Source organism: Psychromicrobium xiongbiense (assembly GCF_030271165.1).
In the GTDB taxonomy this organism is placed as follows: Bacteria; Actinomycetota; Actinomycetes; order Actinomycetales; family Micrococcaceae; genus Renibacterium; species Renibacterium xiongbiense.
On record NZ_JASSZH010000024.1, the window covers coordinates 34,363 to 50,196 of the forward strand.

The 15,834-nt window shown below is 67.2% G+C and carries 8 protein-coding genes and 1 CRISPR repeat array (1 of these 9 only partly in view); of the genes, 5 read left to right on the forward strand and 3 right to left on the reverse strand.

What is annotated here, in order from left to right; all coding sequences use genetic code 11:
- A CRISPR array of direct repeats spans positions 1–1,236; the repeat unit is 29 nt; unit sequence GGGCTCATCCCCGCGGACGCGGGGAACAC (it extends 9,288 nt beyond the left edge of the window).
- Between the two features lie 171 nt (positions 1,237–1,407).
- The 3 genes from QQM37_RS09505 (at position 1,408) to QQM37_RS09515 (ending at position 4,552) form a co-directional block, all read left to right on the forward strand.
- Positions 1,408–1,788 (forward strand): hypothetical protein, encoded by a 381-nt coding sequence (locus QQM37_RS09505; RefSeq protein WP_285726883.1) that lies wholly within the window; start codon positions 1,408–1,410, stop codon positions 1,786–1,788.
- 33 nt (positions 1,789–1,821) lie between these two features.
- Positions 1,822–2,997, forward strand: a complete 1,176-nt coding sequence (locus tag QQM37_RS09510; RefSeq protein ID WP_285726885.1) for a cation:proton antiporter — start codon at positions 1,822–1,824, stop codon at positions 2,995–2,997.
- A gap of 115 nt (positions 2,998–3,112) precedes the next feature.
- Complete coding sequence (locus tag QQM37_RS09515; RefSeq protein WP_285726887.1) at positions 3,113–4,552, forward strand: sulfatase family protein; 1,440 nt, start codon at positions 3,113–3,115, stop codon at positions 4,550–4,552.
- 90 nt (positions 4,553–4,642) lie between these two features.
- Here the strand turns inward: QQM37_RS09515 and QQM37_RS09520 are convergent, their stop codons facing one another.
- Positions 4,643–5,668 (reverse strand): LacI family DNA-binding transcriptional regulator, encoded by a 1,026-nt coding sequence (locus QQM37_RS09520; RefSeq protein ID WP_285726889.1) that lies wholly within the window; start codon positions 5,666–5,668, stop codon positions 4,643–4,645.
- 302 nt (positions 5,669–5,970) lie between these two features.
- Here QQM37_RS09520 and QQM37_RS09525 point away from each other — a divergent pair, with 302 nt between their 5' ends.
- Complete coding sequence (locus tag QQM37_RS09525) at positions 5,971–8,991, forward strand: alpha-mannosidase (RefSeq protein WP_285726891.1); 3,021 nt, start codon at positions 5,971–5,973, stop codon at positions 8,989–8,991.
- A 118-nt stretch (positions 8,992–9,109) separates the two neighbouring features.
- On the opposite strand, the gene QQM37_RS09530 is transcribed toward QQM37_RS09525, so the two are convergent.
- The gene (locus QQM37_RS09530) at positions 9,110–12,001 is read right to left on the reverse strand and encodes a helix-turn-helix transcriptional regulator (protein ID WP_285726893.1); all 2,892 of its coding nucleotides are present in this window, start codon (positions 11,999–12,001) and stop codon (positions 9,110–9,112) included.
- A gap of 173 nt (positions 12,002–12,174) precedes the next feature.
- Positions 12,175–14,268, reverse strand: coding sequence for an Ig-like domain-containing protein (locus QQM37_RS09535; protein ID WP_285726896.1), 2,094 nt, complete (start codon positions 14,266–14,268; stop codon positions 12,175–12,177).
- Between the two features lie 273 nt (positions 14,269–14,541).
- Between QQM37_RS09535 and QQM37_RS09540 the strand changes: the two genes are divergently transcribed.
- Entirely contained in the window at positions 14,542–15,603 is a 1,062-nt protein-coding gene (locus QQM37_RS09540) for a zinc-binding dehydrogenase (protein WP_285726897.1), read from the forward strand.
- The last annotated feature ends 231 nt before the right edge of the window (positions 15,604–15,834 follow it).

Consider the following 15,834-nt stretch of genomic DNA (forward strand, 5'->3'; position numbering starts at 1 on the left):
CGGACGCGGGGAACCCGCGGTCCTGGAGGTATCAGATCCGGAGACGTGGGGCTCATCCCCGCGGACGCGGGGAACACACAGCTTGTTTGCTGCGTTCCCGGTAGGCTTCGGGCTCATCCCCGCGGACGCGGGGAACACTCAACAATCAACGTTTCCGCAGGTCAAGACACGGGCTCATCCCCGCGGACGCGGGGAACACCCCGCATAAATGGCGAGCGGGGACTGCGAACCGGGCTCATCCCCGCGGACGCGGGGAACACCCCATTACTAGCGAATTATGCCGGCGTCATCGGGGCTCATCCCCGCGGACGCGGGGAACACGGTCTGGGTGATGAGCCTCCGGGCTGCCCACCGGGCTCATCCCCGCGGACGCGGGGAACACGGATCGTCTCCCCGCGCTCCCAGTTGCCGACGGGGCTCATCCCCGCGGACGCGGGGAACACTCAGCTTGTTTGAGGCGTGCCCGGTAGGCTTCGGGCTCATCCCCGCGGACGCGGGGACCACGCTGGCGTCGCCGGGTCCCCGTGCTGCCTTCTGGGCTCATCCCCGCGGACGCGGGGAACACGCAGCTTGTTTGATGCGTGCCCGGTAGGCTTCGGGCTCATCCCCGCGGACGCGGGGAACACGCTGGCTTCGCCGGGTCCCAGGGCTTCCAGCAGGGCTCATCCCCGCGGACGCGGGGAACACACTGGCCAACTGGTCTTCCACCTGGTGGAGGCGGGCTCATCCCCGCGGACGCGGGGAACACGGCCGGGTAGGCCAGTTCTCGGTTCCGACGGAGGGCTCATCCCCGCGGACGCGGGGAACACGCGCGGAGACGGGTGATGGCGGCGGGATCGTTCGGCTCATCCCCGCGGACGCGGGGAACACGCCACAAGGCTAACGGGCTGTCGACACTCGACGGGCTCATCCCCGCGGACGCGGGGAACACAGTCGTGCTATTTCGGTGGTGTGTTGGGCGTAGGGCTCATCCCCGCGGACGCGGGGAACACGAGGCCTGCAGTGTGTCCATGAACGGGCCGGCGGGCTCATCCCCGCGGACGCGGGGAACACTTCCGCCATTGTTACACCCATCAGGGCCGGTTAGGCTCATCCCCGCGGACGCGGGGAACACCTACTGCGGCTGTTGCCTTTCATGTGAAGGATGGGCTCATCCCCGCGGACGCGGGGAACACAAGGTAGAGAGCCTGCCCGACCTCGTGTCGGAGGGCTCATCCCCGCGGACGCGGGGAACACACTTGCTGACCAGTAACTTTACCTGCCACCACCACCATTTTTGATGAGATCGTCCGCTCAACACCACCTTTTTTGCCCGCCCTCCGGAAAACCGCCCTTGACACATCACCCCTCCTGGAGTTGAGTCAGGCCCAGCTGATGAAGCCACAGGCAACCAACCGAGGAGCCCCGATGAGCAAAGTTCTCTGGATGCATGACCCCGAAGACCATGACTACCCGGCGGCCGCCAGCTACCTGGCGCTCCTCGCGGACGACGCCACCATCAAGGCACTCGTCGACCGTCTGAAAACCGCGCCGGTCAGCCTCTTCAAGGCCAAGGACATCCTCCGCTCCTCCGGCCTGGTCGCCCTGCCTAAGGACAATCCGCACGTCGCCTCGGACCTGCATAAGATCGCTGCCAACAAGCCCCTCTCCCCCGTGATTCTGGTCCGTGGCGACCTCACCTCCGGCAGGCCCGCCCAGATCGCAGACGGCTACCACCGTGTCTGCGCCAGCTACATCACGGACGAAAACACAGACATCCCGGTCAAAATCGTCAGCCTGACCGACTGACTCACCGACTGACCACCACCCGAATCACCAGCCATGGGCTTCCCCGCACTCTCCCTCGTCGTCCTGGTCGCACTCCTCGGCCCGCTCCTCGCCCTGCCCCCACGCTGGCATCTGCCCGTGGTCCTGGGCGAACTCGCGGCCGGCATCGTGATCGGTACCACCGGCTTCTCGCTGGTCGACTCCACTGACACCACCTTCACCTTCCTGGCAGACATCGGCTTCGCCCTGATCATGTTCGTCGCCGGATCCCACGTCCCGGTGGGCGATCAGCGGATCCGCTCCGCACTGGGCCAGGGCGCCCTCCGCGTGGCCCTCACCGCCGCCATCTCCGCAGCCCTCGGCCTGGCCATCGCCGCCATCGCCGGCCTGAGCCACGCACCCCTCTATGCGGTCCTGATCGCCTCCTCCTCCGCCGCCCTGGTGCTGCCCATCATCGAATCGCTCCACCTCGGCGGGCCCAAGGTCTTGACCACGATGGCGCAGGTCGCCATTGCGGACACGGCCGCCATCGTCGCGCTGCCACTGGCAATTGACCCTGCCAACGCGGGCCGGGCGGCGCTGGGCGCACTCCTCGTCGCGGTCTGCGCCGCAGCGCTCTTCGTGGCGCTGCGACGTTTCGACCGGATGGGCGTCCGCGCCCGGGTCCACCGGCTCTCCGAGCAGCGAAAATTCGCTCTGGAATTGCGCGTGCAACTCGTGATCCTGTTCGCCCTCGCGGCCCTGGCCACACTCAGCCACGTCTCGATCATGCTGGCCGGCTTCAGCTTTGGCCTCGCCGTGGCCGCCGTCGGTGAACCACGGCGCCTGGCCCGACAGCTGTTCGCCCTCACCGAAGGCTTCCTCGGTCCACTCTTCTTCGTCTGGCTGGGCGCCTCGCTGAATCTGCGCGAACTGGGCGTCCACCCCACCATGATCCTGCTGGGCCTGGCACTCGGCGCTGCCGCCATCGTGGCCCATCTGGTCTCCCGCTTCCTCGGTCAGCCGCTCCCCCTCGGTATGCTGGCCGCCGCGCAGTTGGGCGTTCCGGTGGCAGCTGCCACCATCGGCACCCAGGAGAAGCTCCTGGCCCCCGGTGAGGCGAGCGCCCTGATTCTGGGTGCTCTCCTCACGATCGGCGCCTCGGTTCTGGCCGGAGCCCGCGCCGCGAAGAGCTTCCAGAGCGCGCCGAGCGAGCCAGGAAACCAGCTACCAGGTCCAGCGCCGTCCTGAAGACCGGCACTGAAGACACGCCCGCAACACAGCGAACCATCCTTGTCTGCGCCAGCTAAAACGCATTAGCGTACAAGACAGTAGCCGTGCAACGATGCGCTGAAAGGATGACTCCATGTCTCACCGCCCGAATATCGTCTTCTTCCTGACCGACGATCATGCGGCCAACGCCACCAGTTGCTACGGCTCCGTGGTCAATCAGACTCCGCAGATCGACGGCATCGCCCAGGCCGGAGTGCGCTTCGACAACGGCCTGGTGGAAAACGCCCTCTGCACGCCCAGCCGTGCGGCCTTCCTGACCGGCACCTACAGCCACACCAGCGGGGTCAAAACCCTCTCCACCTACCTGCCCCGCGAGCGCACAACCTTCATCACGGAGCTGAAGAAGGCCGGTTACCGCACCGCCCTCTTCGGCAAATGGCATCTGGGCCACGGCCCCGCCTTTGACCCGGCGGGCTTTGACCATTGGGAGGTGCTGCCGGATCAGGGCGAATATTTTGATCCGGAGTTCATCACGGCGCAGGGCCGGGTCCGCTACGAGGGCTATGTCACGGATCTGATCACCGATCACGCGCTGGCCTGGATGGCGGAGCAGGATGCAGAAACCGAGCACCACCCCTGGTGCGTGCTGATCTGGCACAAGGCCCCGCACCGCCCCTGGCAGCCGCACCCCCGCCATGCCGACCTCTTCACCGAGGAGATCCCGTTCCCGCCCACCTTCCTGGACGACTACGAAGGACGAGGCACGCCCGCGCATCACGCGACCATGCGGATTGCCGACTACCTGACCGACATCGACCTCAAGGAAGACCCACCCGCGGAACTGGACTATGCCGCCCGCGCCCGCTGGAAGTACCAGCGCTATATGCAGGACTACCTGCGCTGCGTGGCCTGCGTCGACGAGAATGTGGGCCGGGTGGTGGATGCACTCAAGGACTCCGGGCGCTGGGCGGACACCCTGACCATCTACGCCTCGGACCAGGGCTTCTACCTGGGTGAGCACGGCTGGTTCGACAAACGTTTCATGTACGAAGAGTCGCTGAAGATGCCGCTGCTGCTCAGCTACCCGCGGCGGATCGCTCCCGGCCAGGCACTGCCCGCGCTGGTCTCCAATGTGGACATTGCTCAGACCATCCTGGAGTTCGCGGGGGCCGAGGCGCCGGATCAGATGCAGGGTGCCAGTCTGGTGCCGCTGATGGCAGGCGCAGCGGACGATGCCGCAGTGCCCACCGAGTCGGTGCGCGACGCCCACTACTACCGCTTCTACGAGCACGACGACCATATGCACCACGTCTGGGCGCATTACGGAATCCGCACGGACCGTTACAAGCTCATCTATTACTACGCCGATGGCCTGGGCCTGCCCAACGCCTCCCAGGTGACATACCCGCCCGAATGGGAACTCTTCGATCTGGAGAAGGACCCCTACGAGCTCACCAGCGTGCACCTTGACCCGGCCTACGCGCAGATCCGCCAGACCCTCACCCAGAAGCTCTGGGACCTCCAGCAGGAGCTCGGCGATGCGCCCTACCCGCGGCAGGAGATGCCAGCGTGAGTCCCGCTCAGGACGTTTGAGTGTGCAGGGTTGCAGGGTGCGGCCGCCGGTCACCCTGCAACCCTGCACACACAGACACGATGCACGAGGTTAACCCCGGGGCGGTGAAGTACTCTCCCGCACGGTGAGCACCGGTTGCGGGCCCGTGCGGCTGGGCAGTGGTCCAGGGCTGTCCAACTGCTCCATCAACGTGGTGGCCGCCACCTCGCCCAGTTCAAAGGTATCCCGGGTCATACAGGTGATCGAGGGGTGCACCAGCCCGGCAATGACCGAATCATCAAAGGACGCCAACGAGATCGCCCCGGGCACCTCCACCCGCATCTCCTGCACCACCCGCAGACCCGCCACAGCGAGCACGTCGTTGTCGAAGACGATGGCGGTGGGCCGCTCCCGGGAGCTGAGCAGGCGACGGGTCCCGATAACGGCGGATGCCGGCAGATAGTCGGTGTAGACCGTCTCGGTGCGTACGCCGGAGGCCTGCAGGCGGTTGAAGGCCGCAACGCGCAGCGCAGTGTGCTCAAACGCCGCCGGGCCAGCCAGATAGGCGATATGCCGGTGGCCCAGAGCCACCAGGTAGTCGAACAGGGTGTTCGCTGTATGGTCGTCGTCAATCCACACAGCGGTCGGGCCGTCCTGTGGTGCTGGGTGACTGCCGATCACCACGGCGGGCAGCCCGACGTCCCGCAGCAGCGGAAGTCGCGGATCGTCATCGCGCGGGTCGATCAGGATCACCCCATCCACCTGTTGCGAGCCATGCCATTCCCGATAGATCTCCAGCTCATCCTCCAGACTCACTGCCACGCGCAGATGCATGGCCGTCCGGGTCCGGGTGAGGCCGGACTGGATACCGGAGATCAGATCGGCAAAGAACGCCTCCGCGCCGAGGGTACGGGCCGGACGGTTCACGGCCAGCCCGATCACGCCGGTGCGGGCACCGACCAGGGTCCGGGCTGCCATATTGGGCCGCCATTGAAGCTCCTGGGCGATGGCCAGGATCCGCGCCCGGGTGGCCTCGCTGACCCCGGGGCGCCCATTAAGGGCGAAGGACACCGCCCCGGCGGACACGCCGGCCAGTCGGGCAATATCACCGATCGTGGCGCGCTTCGGTGGGACCATGGCTTCGTCCTTCACTGGAAAATGCTCTGAACACTCGTGGGGAAACGGCGGCGTAACTCGCGAATACTGTGGATACTCTGGGAAAAACTGCTACAAATCGATGAGACACCACTGTAGCGGCATCACCGGCCCGCCGCTGAGGCACCGGGGATATTGACGGGGCCGTACCGCTAATGGAAGCATCAAGACACAACTTGAACGTTTTAGCTTAGGCCGTGCAGCAGTTGCTTATTGCCAAAGCGTTCATCGCCCCACTTACCTACCGCCTGACTTGTTCACTGCCTGACCCGAAAGGTTCACCCGTGCACGACGACATCTCCCTGACCACCGGACGGGCTAAACGCGTCCTCACCGAGCGCATCATGCCCGCCATTTACTCGGCATCGACGCCGCTGACCGTGGGTGTGCACGAGCTGCCCGGGGAGCCCATTCCGCCCGCGGAGGGCCTGGAACTCAGCTTTGAGCCCTACACCCCGGGCACCCCCTGGGGGCCGGCCTGGGGCACCACCTGGTTCCGCGTCGAGGCGCAGATCCCCGAGGGCTGGCGCGGCCGCAAGGTCGAGGCGCTCATTGACCTGGGGTTCGATGTGAACATGACCGGCTTCCAGTGCGAGGCGCTGGTCTACCGGCCGGACGGCACCCCGGTGAAAAGCCTCAACCCGCGCAATCAGTGGGTTCCGGTGACACAGGATGCCGCCGGCGGCGAGCAGGTAACCCTGTTCCTGGAGGCTGCCTCCAACCCGGTCCTGTTGGACTATCACCCCTTCCTGCCCACCCAGGAGGGTGACATCCTCACCGCCGCCAAGGACCGGCTCTACCGCACCCGGCGGATGGATCTGGTGGTCTTCGAGCCGGAGGTCTTTGACCTTTCACTCGACCTGGAGGTGCTGCTGGAACTCCAGGCCGAGCTTCCCGAGACCTCGCCGCGACGGATGCGGATCCTCCAGGCGCTCGATGACGCCCTGGACGTTCTGGACCTGCAGCACATCGCCGAAACCGCCGGGGCCGCCCGCGCCCAGCTCGCCGAGGTCCTGGCCGCTCCCGCGGAGGCCAGCGCACACCGCGTCGCCGCCATCGGCCACGCCCACATCGATTCGGCCTGGCTCTGGCCGGTCCGCGAGACGATCCGCAAAGTCGCCCGGACGGCATCGTCCATGACCACCCTGATCGAGGAACAGCCGGACTTCCTCTACGGCATGTCCAGCGCGCAGCAGTACGAATGGCTCAAGCTGCACCGGCCCGAGGTGTACGCCCGGGTCCGCGATGCCGTGAAGGCCGGGCGCTTCCTGCCACTGGGCGGCATGTGGGTGGAAAGCGACACCGTCATGCCCACCGGCGAATCCCTGGTGCGGCAGTTCAGCTACGGGCAGCGCTTCTTTGCCGAGGAGTTCGGCATCCGCTCCCGCGGCGTCTGGCTGCCGGATAGCTTCGGCTACTCGCCGGCGCTCCCGCAGCTGATGCGCCGGGCCGGTTTCGAATGGTTCTTCACCCAGAAGATCTCCTGGAACCAGGCCAACACCTTCCCGCACCACACCTTCCTCTGGGAGGGCATCGACGGCTCACGCATGTTCACGCACTTCCCTCCGATGGACACCTACAACTCTCAGCTCTCCGGGATGGAACTGGGCAAGGCCACGCGCCAGTTCAAGGAAAACCGGGTGGCAACCAGCTCGATTGCCCCGGTCGGATGGGGCGATGGCGGCGGCGGGACGACGCGGGAAATGACCGGCCGCGCCCAGCGCCTGGCAAACCTTGAGGGCAGCGCCACGGTCGAGTGGAAACACCCCGATGTGTTCTTTGAGGAGGCGAAGGCCGAGCTGGCTTACCCGGCCGTCTGGGTCGGCGAGCTGTACCTGGAGCTGCACCGCGGCACACTGACCAGCCAGCACGGCACCAAGTCCGGCAACCGGCATTCCGAGCAGGCGCTCATCGAAGCCGAGCTCTGGGCCGCAACGGCCGCCGTCCGGGAGGGCTTCAGCTACCCAGCCGCAGAACTCGACCGGCTCTGGAAGCTGTTGCTGCTGCATCAGTTCCACGACATCCTGCCCGGCACCTCGATCGCCTGGGTGCACCGGGAAGCCGTCGCCGTGTTTGCCGAGATCGTGGCCGGTGCGCGCCGGATCGCCGAGCAGGCCCGAGCGGCCCTGGCCGGTGCGGGCGATCAGGAACTGGTCTTCGCCCCGACGTCGATCTCCGGACATGCGGCCTCTTCTGAGGCAGTTCCGCTGGGTGCGAGCCCGGTACCCGCAGCCCCGGAGGCGGCCACGCTGCGCCCCGAGGACGGCGGCTTCCGACTGGAGAATGAACTGGTCTCGGTGCTGATCTCCGCCGAAGGCCTCATCGTCTCCGCAGTGGACCGCACCAGCGGGCGCGAAGCGATCCCGGCAGGGCGCCCCGCCAACCTGTTCCAGCTGCACCAGGACTTCCCGAATATGTGGGACGCCTGGGACATCGACAAGTACTACCGCAACCGGGTTGAGGACCTGACCGACGTCGCGGGGCTGCGGGCCGAGGTCGTGGACGGGGTGGCGACGGTCGTCATCGAACGCGTCTTCTCCGAATCCCAGCTGGAACAGACCATCACGCTGGCACCGGGCTCACGCACCGTGCTGCTGCGCAACGCCATTGACTGGCAGGAGACCGAGAAGCTGCTCAAGCTCGCCTTCCCGCTGGATATCTTTGCCACTCACACGGACGCAGAGACGCAGTTCGGCTACCAGAGCCGGGTCACGCATGTGAACACCAGCTGGGAGGCGGCGAAGTTCGAAACCTCCATGCACCGCTTTGTGCTGATCCGCGAGGACGGCTTTGGCGTGGCGCTGGTCAACGACTCGATCTACGGCTACGACACCTCCCGCGATGCCACCGAAAAGGAGGGCGTCACGACCACGGTGCGGCTATCCCTGTTGCGGGCGCCGCGCTTCCCCGATCCGGAGACCGATCAGGGCGAGCACGTCATCACCGTGGGCCTGGTGATCGGCGCCGACCCGGAGACTGCGACCGCGGCCGGCATCGCACTCGGTGCACCGAACACCGTGGTCCGCGGCGCGCACGCGGTGGCGCCGCTGGTCCGCGTGGATGGTGAGGGCCTGGTGGTCTCCGCCGTGAAACTGGCCGATGACGGCTCCGGCGACGTGGTGGTGCGGGTGTACGAGGCGCTGGGTCGCCGGGCACGCGGAACCGTGACCGCCGACTTTGAGCATCGTGGTGTGCAAACCGTGACCCTGCTGGAGGATCCGATCGATGGCCGGCAGTCCCCCAACCAGCCGGTGGAGCTTCAGCTGACGCCTTTCGAGGTGCGCACGCTGCGATTTATCCGGTAGCTCCCCGCATCCGGTAGCTCCCCTCGAGTGGTGAGGTCTGGCCCCTAACAGCCAGTGTTAGGGGCCAGACCTCACCACTCGGCATCAGGCGACGGCCAGGCATCACAGGACAGCCAGTTCAGTCCGCGCTGGCTTCGAAAACCGGCCGCAGATCCCTGCGCGTGGACAGGCCCAGCTTGGCCAGCACATTGCGGATATGGAAATTGACCGTCGCCGGCGAGACGAAGAGCCGGGCCGCAATCTGCTGGTTGGTCAGCCCCCGCGCGGCAAAGAACGCCATCTCCCGCTCGCGCCCGGTCAGCGATTCCAGCGCCGAGGTACCAGCACTGCTTGGGCGTTGCTCCAGCTCATCGAGCAGCGCCAACGTCCGGCTCAGATAGGGCCGCGCTCCGAGTGCACGGAAAATCCGGGCCGCCGCCCGCAGCGAGGCGGCCCCCGCAGCATGGTTGCCCTGAGCGGCCACCAGACGCCCCAGATCGAAGCTGGCCAGACCCTGCGCCAGAGGGAATCTGTCGATCCGGCTGGCGGCCCGATAGTGGGCGGCCGCCTCCCAGTTCAGCCCGTAGGCTTCCTCCACCCGGCCGCGCAACCAGTCGAGCGAACCGTAGATTGGCCACCATCCGGCATCCTGCGCCTGGAGACACACCTGCAATTCCCGGTCCGCCTCCTCGGCCCGTCCGAGTGCCGCGAGCGCGTCGACCCGGTAGGTCAGGATGCTCAGGCTGGCCCGGATATGTCCTTCAAACAGATCCTCCCGCACAGCCTTCAACTGCCGCTCGGGCTCCCCTGCCGCCCGGGCCAGCTCTGCCTCGGCCAGGAGTTCCAGCTGGTAGCCGAAAGTGTCGTAATCGGTGACCCGCACCTGCTCTGCGGTCACCATGGCGGCACGGCAGGCCGCCTCATCACCCTGGCTCGCGGCGATGGCGGCACCCACCATGAAGGTCAACGGCCTCGCCGTCAGCTCGGGGCTGTCGAAGGCGACCAGCCGCGCGGTGTCGATGAGCGTCGAAGCCTCCTCGTAACGGCCCTGTAGGTAGTAGCAATAGGCAAGGATGAGCCGAGTGTGACCGATGGTCCAGCCGGGCCGGTTGCGCAGGGCCACAGCCACGGCACGCTCCAGATCTGCCACCGCGGCCTCGATCTGCCCGGTACCGGCAAGGAACGCGCCGCGGCAGAGCAGGCCGTCCATCAGCGCGGGCGATTCCGGCGCGCCCTCCACACTGGCATTGAGTGCCCCCAGCGCCGCCCAGACCGCCGCGCCCGCCTGAGGATCCCCGGTACGCGCGGCCCATTGACCCATAGCGCTCAGAAAGAGGCCGGCCAGCCGCAACTCCACCTGATCCGCTGAGGGCAGATGCCGAAGCCGCGCATCGTGAATCCCGGCACCCGGAGTCGAAAAATCAGTGTCAGAAGCCGCCGCTGCCTGCCATCGCGCCAGATACTCGCGGCCCCGAGCGACCACGTCCAGCAGCCCGCCCTGATCCGTGCCTGCCAGCGCCATGAGCGTCGTGGAGAGGGCAATATGGGAGGCCATCAGGGCGCCATCGGGGTGCTCCAGAACCGCCTGCTCCGAGATGGCAGCCAGGGCATCGATCTGCCGGATATGCCCGGTCATCTGTTCCAACTGCAGCAGGCTGAAATCCCGCACCACGCCGGGTGGCAGGTGGCGCAACTGCGGGAGCAACTCCAGTACATCGGAGAGATTCAGCGAATTGGCGGTCAGCACGGCCGCCTCGATCAGGTAGTCATCCCGGGCCTGCCCGGTGAAGCGGTTCATCCCGCCGCGCACGTAACTCAGCGCCAGCTCATAGGAGCCGCGTCGCACCGCCTCATCCACGCCGAGGCGGATCTCCTCCGCCAACTGCTCATCGCCGGGCTCATCGATCATCAGCCGGAAGCGCAGCGACCGGTGCGGATCCTCCAACGCAGCAGCGATCGCCCGGCAGAGCGCGTTGCGTTCGGCCACCCCCAGGCTGTCCACGGCCGCAGCCGCCACCAGATCATGCGCCGGCCGGAAGGTGACCACCGGGAGGGGATCGTTCGACGTCGTCGACTGGCCCCATTCGGTCACCACCAGCCCGGAGCCCAGCGCCTCCTCCAGGTCCAACGGCCACCCCAGCTCCGCGCAGATTCCGGCGACGACCTCCTGTTCCGCCGGGTCGCGCAGCAGGCAGAGCAGCTGAACGAGGCGCCGACTCAGCTCGCTGAGACCCTCCAACTGGCGAACGAAGGGATTTCGATGCGAGGCCTCCAACAGAAGCCGCTCCTCTGCCGGGCTGATCAGCTCGTGGGCGGAATCGGTCAGACTGGAGGCGGTCAGCACGGCACTGAGCAGCAGCGGCGTGCCACCGGTGACCTCGCGCAGGCGTCGCGCAGCACCCACGGAGAGGTCGCGGCGATGCACCGAGCTGACGTAACGCTGTACCTGGGCGGTGTCCAGCGGCTCCAGCGTCACGGGAACCATCAACGGCCAGGCCAGCAGATTCTCGCCCAGCATCGCCTCAATGGCCGCCGCACCTGGGCCCCTGAGCCCGGCCAGCACCACCGCAGCGCCATCCGGGGCAAGCCGGGGAAGCACATAGCGCAGCGCAATCAGCGATTTCTCATCAATCCACTGGGTGTTGTCGATCACCAGGGTCAGCGGGGTCCGGCTGCCTCTGCCCGCCTTGGTGCCAATCCGGCCGCTGCCCGCGGAAGAGAGCGCGCTCAGCAGGCTACGGGCGGCATCGAGCGGCTCGGGGAACTCCGCCTCCTCACGATGCGCGGGATCCGCGGCGCGCAGGAGCTTGTCGATCAGCGCATAAGGCAGGTCCGACTCGAAGGAATCCGCGGCGACCGCCACGACCTGTCCACGCCCGATGACGTCCACGAGCTGACGGCACCAGGTGGTCTTGCCGATCCCCGCGATCCCGGTCACGCTGATCAGGCCACCACCGGCGGCGCGAACCCGCCGCACCAGAGCCTCCGGCTCAAACTCCTGCGCCAACCCCGGGTGGGTGATGTACTCCACGCGGCCGCCTTCCCCGCTCAGCAGAACAAGAGCCGCCCCCCAGCTCAGTGGCGATACCCGCCGTACCGAACTTTAAGCCCGGAATGGTGCGACAGACAAGGATCCGTCGCACCATTCCTTCACACCATCTCAGGGTTTATCCTGGTCTCCTTCCGGCGAAATCTGCCAGGAGTTCAGGCCTTCCGGGAGGCCCTCCTGCGCAGGCTCAGCACCATCGAGCCGCCAGCCGCGATGAAGGCCACGGAGAGGATGAGCGAGAAGCTCACGAAACCGCTGGCCACGCCGGTTGCTGCCAGCATCGGAGCCTGGCTGAAGTGCCCGCCGTAGCCACCGCTGATGGTCACGTTGCCCCCGGTAGCACTCACATTCGCCGGTGTTGGCGCCCCCGGCGTGCGAACCGCAACCACCGCCGGATTGGAGACACCGGCGAGGAAGAAGTCGTCACCGGAATAGCTCGCCGTGATCTGGTGATTGCCATCCGGCAAGGGACCGACGATGGCGACCGCCACCCCGTGCGCATCCACCGAGAACGGGGCCAGGACGGGCGTGCCGTCCACCAGCACCGTCAGAGTGCCGGTCGGCTGGAGCGGCTGGCCGATCTGCGGCGCAACGCCCATCTGGACCTGAATCGGTGTGGAGCTGGTAGGCGTCAGGTTCTGCGGAATAGCCGTCACCACCGGAGTGGCCTTAACCCCGGTGATCGTCAGGGTGACCGGGGCTGCCGCCAGGTAGCTCTCGTCACCGGCGTAGCTGAGGGTGAAATCCCGCACGCCCAGCGCCCACGGAATCTGGGTGCTGAAGCTGCCGTCCGGGTTGAGCGTCATCGTGGTCACCGGCGTTCCGGCCAGGCTCAGCACCACGGTGCCACTGGGCCCGGGAACTGCCGGGGACACCGGCGCCTGCGGCGCCACGATCGACGCTCCGTGGGGGGCGATCCCGGCCGGGAAGATCGGGATGCCGGGCGGGCCGGCCAGTGGGCCCGGGATCACCGTGCCAGTGATGGTCACCGGATGGCCGGTGACCGGGTTGTCCGCCGTGACGGCATCGAACGCGCTGGGCGCCTTGTCCACCTGGACCGAGGTCTGGCTCTGGGAGGCCAGGAACAAGGTGGTATCCGGTGTGAAGCTCGCGACGAGGTGCGCATTCCCGGCCGGAAGCAACACATTGCTGAAGCTCGCATGCCCATTCGCCACGGTGGCTGAGCCCATCGAGCCGCCGGGGCCACTGAGCGTCACGGAACCGGTGGGCACCGTTGAGGGGAGTTCACTGTTGACGACCGTGACATTCACCGTGGTGCTCTGCCCGTAGGTCACCGTGGGAAGGGCACTGCTCACGGAGGTGACCGTGGGGTACTGAACGCTCCAGGTCAACTGCACGCCACCATTGGCCACATTGGTGTAGCCGATGCCGGTCTGAACGACCCGGGCGGCATCGACCATGCTGCGACCACCGCCACCACCACCGCCACCACCACAACCCGCGCCGCCACCACCGCCACCACCACCGCTGGGCCAGCCGCCACCACCACCGGCGCCTCCACCAGCCAGACTGCCGGTGGAGGCATTGCCACCCTGGCCACCGTTTCCGGCGGTGTTCCCGGCGCCACCGCCACCACCGCTGCCGGCACCGGATCCACCACCACCGTTGATATCTCCGGGACCACCCGTACCGCCGTAGTAGTCCAGGAAGCAGCCGTTGCCGCCACCGCCACCACCACCGGCCGCGACGATCAGCGGGTTGCCACCGGTATCCGCCACGGCGGCCGCACCACCGCCGCCCGCACCGGCATGGGCATCACCGGAGCCGGTATTACCGCTGCCACCGGAGCGGAATCCCGCCCCACCGCCGCCCGTATCGTTTTTGCCGCTCCCCATGTTGCCGCCGGGGTAGGAGCCGTAGAACACAAGCTGCTGGCCCGGTGTGACAGCGATGGTGGCCTGGACCACCCGACCGGCTCCGCCTGCGCCATCGCTGGTCAGAGCGATATTGGTGCCCGGGATGACCGTGGGGCCACCGCCGCCTCCGGGCGAGCCGAAGACCTTGGCGCTGAGGCTGTGTACCCCGGCCGGAACGGTCCAGGTGTCGCCACCTGGGTTCCCGAACCACTGGGTCTGTGGGGCGGCCGGGTCGATGACCACGGCCGGTGCCGTCGCTGGCTGCGTCTGTGCCTGAGCCGCCTGCACCCCGCCCAGGAGCGCTTGTGCGACTCCGAGGACGAGGGCGGCGGTGACCACGGCCCCCCGACGTGGTCCGGTCCGAATGTTCATAAGTCGTTCCCCTTGAGATGTGCGCGCAGCGCTGGGCTGGCGGGCTGGTGCGAGAATCCGTGCAAAGCTTCTCCCCCGCCACGCTAGGAGTGTTGAGCCCAGATCGCGGGGAAAGCAGCAAAAACTATTCACCGCGAATAGGTGTGAGGCCTCTGGGCATGGACGGGGGCCCCGCGGTGAGCCTGCGAACCGTGCGGGTGGGTGGGTGGTTGGAGAGGGTGAGGAGGGCATGGGGAGTAGCGTGGAACCAGAACCACTTCCGGAAGGATCCCCATGCTTGCCACTATGATTCACGCCCCTCGCGACATCCGCGTCGAGGAGCAGCCCCTGCCGACCATCGCCCTGCCCACCGACGCCGTGGTGCGCGTCGTGGCCGCCTGCGTCTGCGGCTCCGACCTCTGGCCCTACCGTGGCGTCCGCCCCACTCACCAGCCGCACGGCATCGGCCATGAACTGGTGGGCATCGTGGAGGAGGTCGGTGCGGATGTGAGCACCGTGAAGCCAGGCGACTTTGTGATCAGCCCGTTCACCATGGGTGATGGCACCTGCGTCAACTGCCGCAACGGCTGGAACCAGGCCTGCGAACACCTCACCGGATTCGGCGGCCCGGACGCCACGGGGCACCTGGTACAAGGAGCGCAGAGCGCCTACGTGCGCATTCCCTACGCTGACGGCACGCTACAAGTGGTTCCGGGTGATCCGGCGCCGGAGCTGATTCCGCACCTGCTGACTCTGGCCGATGTAATGAGTACCGGACACCACGCGGCCGTCTCCGCGCAGGTGGGGCCGGGGTCCACGGTGGTCGTGGTGGGCGATGGCGCCGTCGGCCTCTGCGCCGTGCTGGCCAGCAAACGGCTGGGTGCGCGGCGGATCATTGCCATGTCCCGGCACGCGGACCGGCAGGCGCTCGCGCTGGAGTTCGGGGCGACCGACATCGTGGCCGAACGCGGCGAGGCCGGCATCGAGCGGGTGCGCGAACTGCTCACCGAGGATGGCGAACCCCGGATGGCTGATTCCGCCCTGGAGTGCGTGGGGACCGCGGAGTCGATGGACCAGGCGCTGCGCTCGGTGCGTGCCGGAGGCTACCTGGGCTTTGTGGGGGTTCCGGCGGGCGGATCGCAGTTCCCGATTCGCTATCTCTTCGATTCGAATATCCATGTGGCGGGAGGCATGGCCCCGGCGCATCGCTACATTCCGGAGTTGCTGCCCGAGGTACTGGACGGTTCGCTGCAGCCGGGCAAGGTCTTTGACCTGGAGTTGCCTCTGGCCGAAGCGGCTGAGGCCTACCGCGCCATGGACGAGCGCCGCGCCATCAAGGTGCTGCTGCGCCCCTGAGGCAAGCTGCGTTCATTCTCCACTTCTACAGGGTGCTTGAGCCGGACACCCTGTAGAAGTGGAGAATGAACCGCGATGCCGACGGCTCGGGCCTGGAAGCTCGCGATGCCGGACCTCAGCCCCACCGGAAAGCCCTCTCGAGTGCTCATTGACAGGCGCAAAGTAACGCGAGTAAGCTACATCACATCATGCAACTAACGCGCGTTACTACTGCAGCCGCGGCGACCCTCC

Coding starts and splice junctions, on each gene's coding strand:
- QQM37_RS09505 (WP_285726883.1), top strand. CDS start 1,408: ATGAGCAAAGTTCTCTGGATGCATGACCCCGAAGACCATGACTACCCG.
- QQM37_RS09510 (WP_285726885.1), top strand. CDS start 1,822: ATGGGCTTCCCCGCACTCTCCCTCGTCGTCCTGGTCGCACTCCTCGGC.
- QQM37_RS09515 (WP_285726887.1), top strand. CDS start 3,113: ATGTCTCACCGCCCGAATATCGTCTTCTTCCTGACCGACGATCATGCG.
- QQM37_RS09520 (WP_285726889.1), bottom strand. CDS start 5,668: ATGGTCCCACCGAAGCGCGCCACGATCGGTGATATTGCCCGACTGGCC.
- QQM37_RS09535 (WP_285726896.1), bottom strand. CDS start 14,268: ATGAACATTCGGACCGGACCACGTCGGGGGGCCGTGGTCACCGCCGCC.
- QQM37_RS09540 (WP_285726897.1), top strand. CDS start 14,542: ATGCTTGCCACTATGATTCACGCCCCTCGCGACATCCGCGTCGAGGAG.